Origin of the sequence: Buttiauxella sp. BIGb0471 (genome assembly GCF_024807715.1) — a bacterium.
GTDB lineage: Bacteria > Pseudomonadota > Gammaproteobacteria > Enterobacterales > Enterobacteriaceae > Buttiauxella > Buttiauxella agrestis.
Genome location: NZ_JANUEU010000001.1, coordinates 1,388,754 through 1,396,157, shown reverse-complemented (window position 1 = coordinate 1,396,157; position 7,404 = coordinate 1,388,754). Strand labels below are relative to the sequence as shown.

The following is a 7,404-nucleotide window of genomic DNA, read 5'->3' as shown; positions in this document are numbered from 1 at the left end:
AAGATGCTGTGACCGAATATATTGAATACTACAACAGCAGAAGAATTAGCCTGAAATTAAAAGGTCTGAGTCCAATTGAATATCGAACTCAGACCTATGAGCCTTGTGTTTAACTGTCCAACTAAATGGGGTCAGTACAACCCGAGGCCCTCTCATGCTCGACCACATGATAGTAGCCTCTTCATTTTGTGTTTGCAACGCAGGAGGCGAAGATGTCGTCAAAGAACAGGTTGTTCAGCGTAATAGTTATCTGTTTGACAATTCTCATGATTATTTTTCTGTTGAGGGATTCACTGTGTGAATTCCACTATCGAAAAGGAGGCATGGAAGTGGCGGCATCATTAGCCTGCATCAGGCCGTAAGCACAAAATTTCAGAGGAAAGTGGCGGGAGTTTTTCCCGCCACTCATGGAAATCTGGCATAAGGTTCAGCACTCCACCAAACAAAAAGCCCGTTCATTAATTTGAACGGGCTTTTCTTTACTACATGGACGACAAATCAATCGTCTTCGTCGTCATCCAGTTCTACTGGTGTTTGATATTCATCAGGCTTGATGACCAACAAATCGCAGCGCAGATGGTCGATAACTTGTTCGGCAGTGTTACCGAGGAACGCGGCGGACAGGCCAGTACGGCCCACCGTACCAAGTACCACAATACCGGCCTGCAAATGCTCGGCGAGATCGGGAATAACCTCTTCAGGTAATCCTTTTTCAACGTGAGTCATTTTTTCATCGATACCAAATTTTTGACGTAACGCTTTCATCGCAACCAGGTGCTGGCCGCGAATCGCATCGTTATAAACGCTTGGGTCAAAATCAGGAAGTTCGATGGCGATATTAATCGGCGTTACCGGGTAGGCACCAACCAGGTGAACTTCTGTGTGATTAACATCGTCGGCCAGGCGAATAGTCTCTTTAACCAGCTTTTCATTCAGAGCGTTGTGGTACTGCTCTTCACTTGCCAGGTTAACGGCAACAATGGCTCGACCGCCTTCAGGCCACGGTTTTTCATTAACCATCCACACTGGGCATGGGCATTTACGCAGCAGATGCCAGTCGGTTGGAGTGAAAATAACCGCTTCAAGTTTGTCGTGTTGGTGCGTCATTTTGAGCACTAAGTCGTGATCGCTGCCGATCACTTCCTGAATAATCGCCTCGAACGGACGGTTATGCCAAACCACTTTAATTTCAATCGGTACGCCCGAGTCGATGTAATACTGGGCTTGTTCTTTAATCCAGGCCGCACGTTGGCTAATCACACCTTTGCGCATAGCGGTGCGTTCATCTGGCGACAGAAGGGTGGTCATTTCGTAGGAAAAATCATAGATGGGCAGAAAAGCTTTGATCCTGCCACCAATCCGTTGATGCAAATAAACAGCACGCCGCAGGGCGGGTTGATCGTCCTGATTAGGATCTATCGCGACTAGCATGTTTTGATACTTTGCCATACAGGTCTCCTTACAACTGCTTAACCACAGTCTGTTTAGTAAGATTAACCTATATGTGATGATTGAAACAGTTGATAAGCCATTGCCGGATCAATAAACGACCAAAATTTAGTGATCCGGCACAGGTAAAGAGAAATCAGGCAACGTTACGCGATTGACCCGCGAGTTGAGAAAGAATGTCAATATTCTCGATAGTGATGTACTTGCCTTTCACGGCTAACATGCCGCTTTTTTGGAAACGACCGAGCAGACGGCTGATGGTCTCAACAGTCAGACCCAGATAGTTACCGATATCGCCACGCGTCATGGTCAGACGGAACTCGCGAGGCGAGAAACCGCGCTGGGCAAAGCGACGTGAAAGATTATAGATAAATGCGGCCAGGCGCTCTTCTGCATTCTTTTTGGAAAGCAGCAGAATCATATCCTGATCGCCCTTAATTTCACCGCTCATCAAACGCATCATCTGCTGGCGCAGGTTGGGCATTTTACCGGACAAATCATCAAGCGTTTCGAATGGGATTTCGCAGACCATAGACGTTTCGAGCGCTTGCGCGAAACTTGGGTGCATCCCGGTACCGATGGCATCAAAGCCCACCAAATCACCCGCTAAATGGAAACCGGTAATTTGCTCATCACCTTGCTCGGTAATGGTATAGCTTTTAATGGTCCCTGAACGAATAGCGTACAGCGACTTCAGCTCATCACCTGCTTTAAACAGGGTCTGTCCCTTCTGAATAGGCTTTTTACGCTCAATAATATTATCAAGCTGATCAAGCTCATGCTCGTTAAGCGTGAAGGGGATGCATAACTGGCTGATGCTGCAATCCTGGCAATGGATAGCACAACCGCCAGACTGAATGCGTCGAATAATTCGCTTTTCAGGGATCATAGATATGCTCGGCGTTATTGATATTGGTCAATTTTAACATCTTTTTCTTGAGCACGTAAGTATGATGAATGCCCATTCAGAATTTAACAAACAATAACGCCAGGGTTATAGAGCTATCCTATTGAAATTACTGGAACTGTATATTAATGCGTATTATTCCACGAAGAATTAAGAATAAAATTCTGCAATAAAGAAACTACAGCAGCAAATATCCTTCGTGACGCAATAACCATTCTTTACGTCCCACGCCACCTGCATAGCCTGTCATCGTGCCGTTGCGCCCAATCACGCGGTGGCATGGAACCACCACGCTCACCGGATTTGAACCATTCGCGGCACCGACTGCACGTGCTGCACCCGGTCTGCCAAGTTGGTCCGCTAATTGCCCGTAATGCATCACCTGCCCGCAGGGAATCGTGCGCAAGGTTTGCCACACTTCACGCTGGAAGGGGGTTCCCGCCGTGGCGGTAGGGAGCGTTTCAATCACGGCCAGATCACCGTCAAAATAATCGCGAAGCTTGCCACTTAACCCGTCCGGATTGGCGCAAGCCACGCGCTGATAGCCGCCAGCACCGTAATGAAGACCCAACAACTGCACCATTCTGTCGCTATGTTCTTCCCATTCCACCGCGCGCAAATGGTACTGCTCATCGCAAATTATCCATAACGGCCCTAATGGGGTAACGATCTTGTCTTCCAGCAGTGTCAGCATTCTTCGCTCCGGTTAATTAGAGATGCGGGTAAACTCCCGGCCCTATAGGCAAGCCAACAAGATACCACGCCACCAGTAGCAGCAACCAGACACCCAAAAAGATGAGGGGGTAAGGTAATACTAAGGAGTAATAGGTCCCTAATTTAGCGTCAGGTTTATAGCGTTGCAGGAAGCCTAAGAATAATGGAATAAACGGTGACACCGGTGCCAGGGGGATCACGGAAGAATCTGCCACACGGAACAGAATTTGCGCGAAAGCCGGGTGGAAACCCAGCAGCATAAACATCGGCACAAAAATCGGTGCCAGAATCGACCAGATGGCCGAGCCGCTGGCAATAAACATACAGAGGAATGACGAAAGCAATGCCAGGCCCAGGAACGCGGGGATACCGTTCAGCCCGGATCCTTCCAGCACGTCGGTAAGTCCGACGGCCATAAACTTGCCCATATTGCTCCAGTTGAACATCGCCACAAATTGCGCCAACGGGAACACCATCACGATAAAACCGGCCATTTCCTTCATCGGTTCAATCATCAGTTGCGGCAAATCGGCCTGCTTGCGTATTTTCTTCGTGGCGATGCCATAGGCCAGGGAGATGACGAAGAAGAACAGAATAATCAGCGGTACAATTCCGCTAATAAATGGCGACGGAATAATCGTGCCTTTTACCGGGTCACGCAGTAAGCCGTTTTCTGGCACCAGCAGCAAAGCGATAACCGCAATAAACAGCAGCGACACAATGCCGGTAACACGCAAACCAAAGCGCTGAACATCATCAAGCTGTTGCAGCTTTTCCTTGTTTTCGCCTTGCCAGGTACCCAGACGCGGCTCGACGATTTTATCGGTAATCAGCCCGCCAACAATCGACAGCACAATCACAGACGTCGCCATAAAGTACCAGTTATCAATCACGCTAACGTGCATCAGCGGGTCGATGGTGTGTGCCGCTTCGGTACTGATCCCCGAAAGCAGTACATCGGTCGTCACAATCAGTAAATTCGCCGTAAAACCACAGCCGACACCTGCAATCGCTGCCAGCAAACCGGCTACCGGATGGCGACCCACGGCGAGGAAAATCAACGCGCCCATCGGCGGCATGATAACCAACGCTGCGTCAGACGAAATATGGCTAAAGAAAGCGATAAACAGCACCATATAGCTGGCATAACGCGCGCTCACATGCGAGGCCATCTTCACCATCAAACTCGGTAACAACCCAACGCGTTCGGCCAGACCTGCACCTAAAACCAGCGCCAGAATGGCCCCTAATGGCGCGAATCCACTGAAGTTTTTAATCACGTTAGGCAAAAACCAGTGCACCCCTTCGGCGCTCAGCAGGTTTTTGACCTGCACCAGACTGCCGTCCGCAGGGTTACTAACGCTGACGTTAAATGCAGAAAGCACGGCGGTGCTCACGGACAAAACAACAATCAAATACACGAACAGCAAAAAAGGATGGGGCACTTTGTTGCCAATTTTTTCTACCAGTCCGTACAGCTTGCCAGAGCCGGAAGGGGTCGGTAAGGATGAAAGACTCATGGGCGGGCCTCGATCAGTTATGAAGTTGTGTTTTTATTAGATTATTTTAAAGGTGACGGCGTCACGCCTGCTGGGATTGGGCACTGGTACGGGCGTTCGGCGAGTTGTGCGTGCAACTCACTTTGGCAAGCTTCCAGCGTCTGTGGACTGATAAATAATTGCAGCGCGGTCGCAGCCATGACTTTGCCTGCGTGCAACATTCCTTTATGCGCGATTGAGGTGCGCCCCTGGCTCACCAATTGCCAGGTGTGCAGCGGGGTGCCCACGGTAAAGCACGGGCTAAAACATTGTGCGACCGGCACTTTCCAGCTCACATCACCCACATCCGTTGAACCTGGCAGGATTTTGTCATTTGGGGCGTATGGCGCAATTTCGTTAATCAGCAACGTTTCACGATGGCGACGCGCAAAGGCTTTTCCCTCTTCATTGGAGGTATTAGCAATATTATTTAAGCTATTTTGCAGGTCGTTTTCAGTCAGCGTGGCGCGTATTTTTCTAGCAAATGCGAGCTCTTCTTCACTCCATTGCGGCACACCAAGCGCTTGTAATGCCTCATACATCACGCTTTCAAGCTGGCGGTTTGGCAGGTAATTCGAACAGGCTTTATCAAAACGCACATTCACCGTGGTTTCCGTCATCAGCGCTGCACCTTCGGCAATTTTATTGATGCGCTCGAAAATATGCTGTGCCTGTGCCATTTCCGGGGCGCGAATCAAATACAGCACCTCGGCTTGCGCCTGCACTACATTTGGCGAAATCCCGCCGGTATTAGTGATGGCGTAATGCACGCGGGCTTTTTCAATGATGTGCTCGTTGAGGAAGTTGCTGCCGGTGGTCATCAGCGTGACGGCATCTAACGCGCTGCGGCCAAGGTGTGGCGAATTTGCGGCATGCGCCGCAATTCCGTGGAAGCGATAAGCCACCTGAATATTGGCCAGTGAACTGGTGCTAAACATTCCAGCGTACGCTTCCGGGTGCCAGGTGACGGCAGCGTCAACATCGTCAAACAACCCTTCGCGCACCATAAACGTTTTGCCGGAACCGCCTTCTTCGCCTGGGCAGCCGTAGAAACGCACGGTGCCGCCAGAGCCATATTGTTCAAGCCAGTTTTTCACCGCTACCGCGCCGGCAAAGGCCGCTGTACCCAGCAAGTTGTGGCCGCAGCCGTGGCCGTTAGCATCTTCAACCAGCGGCTCGGGTGACGCTTCGCCAGAACACTGGCTTAATCCCGCCAGTGCATCGTATTCGCCGAGCAATGCGATAATGGGCTTGCCCGAGCCGAAACTCGCCACAAACGCGGTTTCGATATTTCCTGCATTGCGTTCGACGCTAAAACCTTCTGCCTCCAGGGCGCAAGCCAGACGTTCCGCAGACCAGTGCTCTTCAAAACGGGTTTCTGGATGATCCCAGATATCATCGGCAATAGCGGTAAACTCGCCACGCTTTGCTTCAATAGCGTCATCAACAAACTGATAAATTGAACGCATTACACACCTCGCTGCCAGGGGAAATTAAGAACGAGGCGCGCCATAGTGCTGACGGCAACTTCCATCACCTTTTCATCAAAATCAAACTTCTCGTTATGATGGCTGGCGCTCAATTCGGTGCCGAATACCATATAAGACGCTTTACCGCCTTGTTCCTGCACGCGAGCCATCATCAACGTCGCATCTTCAGAACCGGCAGCCCCTTTCACGGTATCGACCACTTCCGTTACGCCGTGGACTTCAAGCGCCTGTTGATGGATAAACGCCACCCATTCTGGCGATGGCACGCTGCTGGTTGCCGCACCCATCAGCTTCACTTGTGCTTCAATGCCATACATCGTCGCCGTGCCGCGAATAATTTCCTGCGCCCGGTCAAACACATAGTCGTTGATCACATTGGTTTCGCCGCGGGTTTCAACTTTCAACAAAGCCGATGCCGGAACCACATTGCGTCCGCTGCCTGCCTGCAATACGCCCACATTGACGCGTGATGCGCCTGCGCTGTGCGGAGCAATACTGTGCAATGCCAGCGCGGTTTGGGCGGCGGCGAGCAGGGCGTTACGGCCTTCCTCTGGCTTACCGCCCGCGTGGGCGGCGACGCCAGTGAATTGCACATCAAACTTAGTGGTCGCCATAAAGTTATCGCTGCCGCACACCACGGTGCCGGAAGGCACGCCAGTGCCAATATGAATCGCCGTAAAGTAATCGATGTTATCGAGTGCACCCGCCGCAACCATGGCGCGAGCGCCACGAGTCCCTTCTTCGGCGGGCTGGAAAATGAGTTTGATTGTGCCGTTGAGCTGGTCTGCAAACTGTTGCAAAACGCTGGCAAGGCCGAGGCCAATGGCGGTGTGCCCGTCGTGGCCGCAGGCATGCATCATCCCTTCGTTACACGAGGCAAAACCTTCGGCAAACGGGCGATGTGCCGGTTGCAACATCTCACCTAAATCCAGCGCGTCCATGTCCACGCGAAACGCGAAAGTTGGGCCTGGGCGACCTGTTTCCAGCGTGGCGACAATCCCGGTAAATCCGCCGGAAAAATGCGTCAGCCATTGCGGCAATGCGCCTTGTTCCAGCGCACGTTGTTCCTCGCGAGCCAGCACGTCTGGCGATGGTAGCCCCATGCGCGCTACGCCATCCACCACATCCCGGCCTAACGCCAGCTGATAACCTAATTGATGCAGTGTTTCGGCAACGAGGGTGGCTGTGCGAAATTCCAGCCAGCCGGACTCGGCGAAATGGTGAAAATCGCGCCGCCAGTGCTGCATGCGCGGTGCCAGTTCATGTACAGCCAGTTCAATTTGCGTCATAAAACATCCCGTATAAG

Annotated in this window: 8 protein-coding genes; 2 read left to right on the top strand and 6 right to left on the bottom strand. The window is 51.4% G+C overall.

From position 1 onward, the window contains the following. Nucleotides 1–113: IS3 family transposase (locus M2371_RS06515; protein WP_259267284.1), on the top strand; the 113-nt coding region annotated here is incomplete at its 5' end. Between the two features lie 99 nt (nucleotides 114–212). Beyond that, entirely contained in the window at nucleotides 213–362 is a 150-nt protein-coding gene (locus M2371_RS06510; protein ID WP_072011160.1) for a Hok/Gef family protein, read from the top strand. A gap of 136 nt (nucleotides 363–498) precedes the next feature. On the opposite strand, the gene uspE is transcribed toward M2371_RS06510, so the two are convergent. From uspE to M2371_RS06480, 6 genes are all read right to left on the bottom strand, one after another. Beyond that, nucleotides 499–1,449, bottom strand: coding sequence for a universal stress protein UspE (uspE, locus tag M2371_RS06505; protein ID WP_115628918.1), 951 nt, complete (start codon nucleotides 1,447–1,449; stop codon nucleotides 499–501). A 136-nt stretch (nucleotides 1,450–1,585) separates the two neighbouring features. Then, nucleotides 1,586–2,338, bottom strand: a complete 753-nt coding sequence (gene fnr, locus M2371_RS06500; RefSeq protein ID WP_034495059.1) for a fumarate/nitrate reduction transcriptional regulator Fnr — start codon at nucleotides 2,336–2,338, stop codon at nucleotides 1,586–1,588. 196 nt (nucleotides 2,339–2,534) lie between these two features. Beyond that, complete coding sequence (gene ogt, locus M2371_RS06495) at nucleotides 2,535–3,050, bottom strand: methylated-DNA--[protein]-cysteine S-methyltransferase (protein WP_259267243.1); 516 nt, start codon at nucleotides 3,048–3,050, stop codon at nucleotides 2,535–2,537. 16 nt (nucleotides 3,051–3,066) lie between these two features. Beyond that, the gene (abgT, locus tag M2371_RS06490) at nucleotides 3,067–4,590 is read right to left on the bottom strand and encodes a p-aminobenzoyl-glutamate transporter (protein WP_259267242.1); all 1,524 of its coding nucleotides are present in this window, start codon (nucleotides 4,588–4,590) and stop codon (nucleotides 3,067–3,069) included. A 41-nt stretch (nucleotides 4,591–4,631) separates the two neighbouring features. Continuing rightward, complete coding sequence (locus tag M2371_RS06485) at nucleotides 4,632–6,077, bottom strand: M20 family metallopeptidase (RefSeq protein ID WP_259267241.1); 1,446 nt, start codon at nucleotides 6,075–6,077, stop codon at nucleotides 4,632–4,634. Continuing rightward, nucleotides 6,077–7,387, bottom strand: coding sequence for a M20 family metallo-hydrolase (locus tag M2371_RS06480; RefSeq protein ID WP_259267240.1), 1,311 nt, complete (start codon nucleotides 7,385–7,387; stop codon nucleotides 6,077–6,079). The genes M2371_RS06485 and M2371_RS06480 overlap by 1 nt, the downstream gene beginning before the upstream one ends. Between the last annotated feature and the right edge of the window lie 17 nt (nucleotides 7,388–7,404).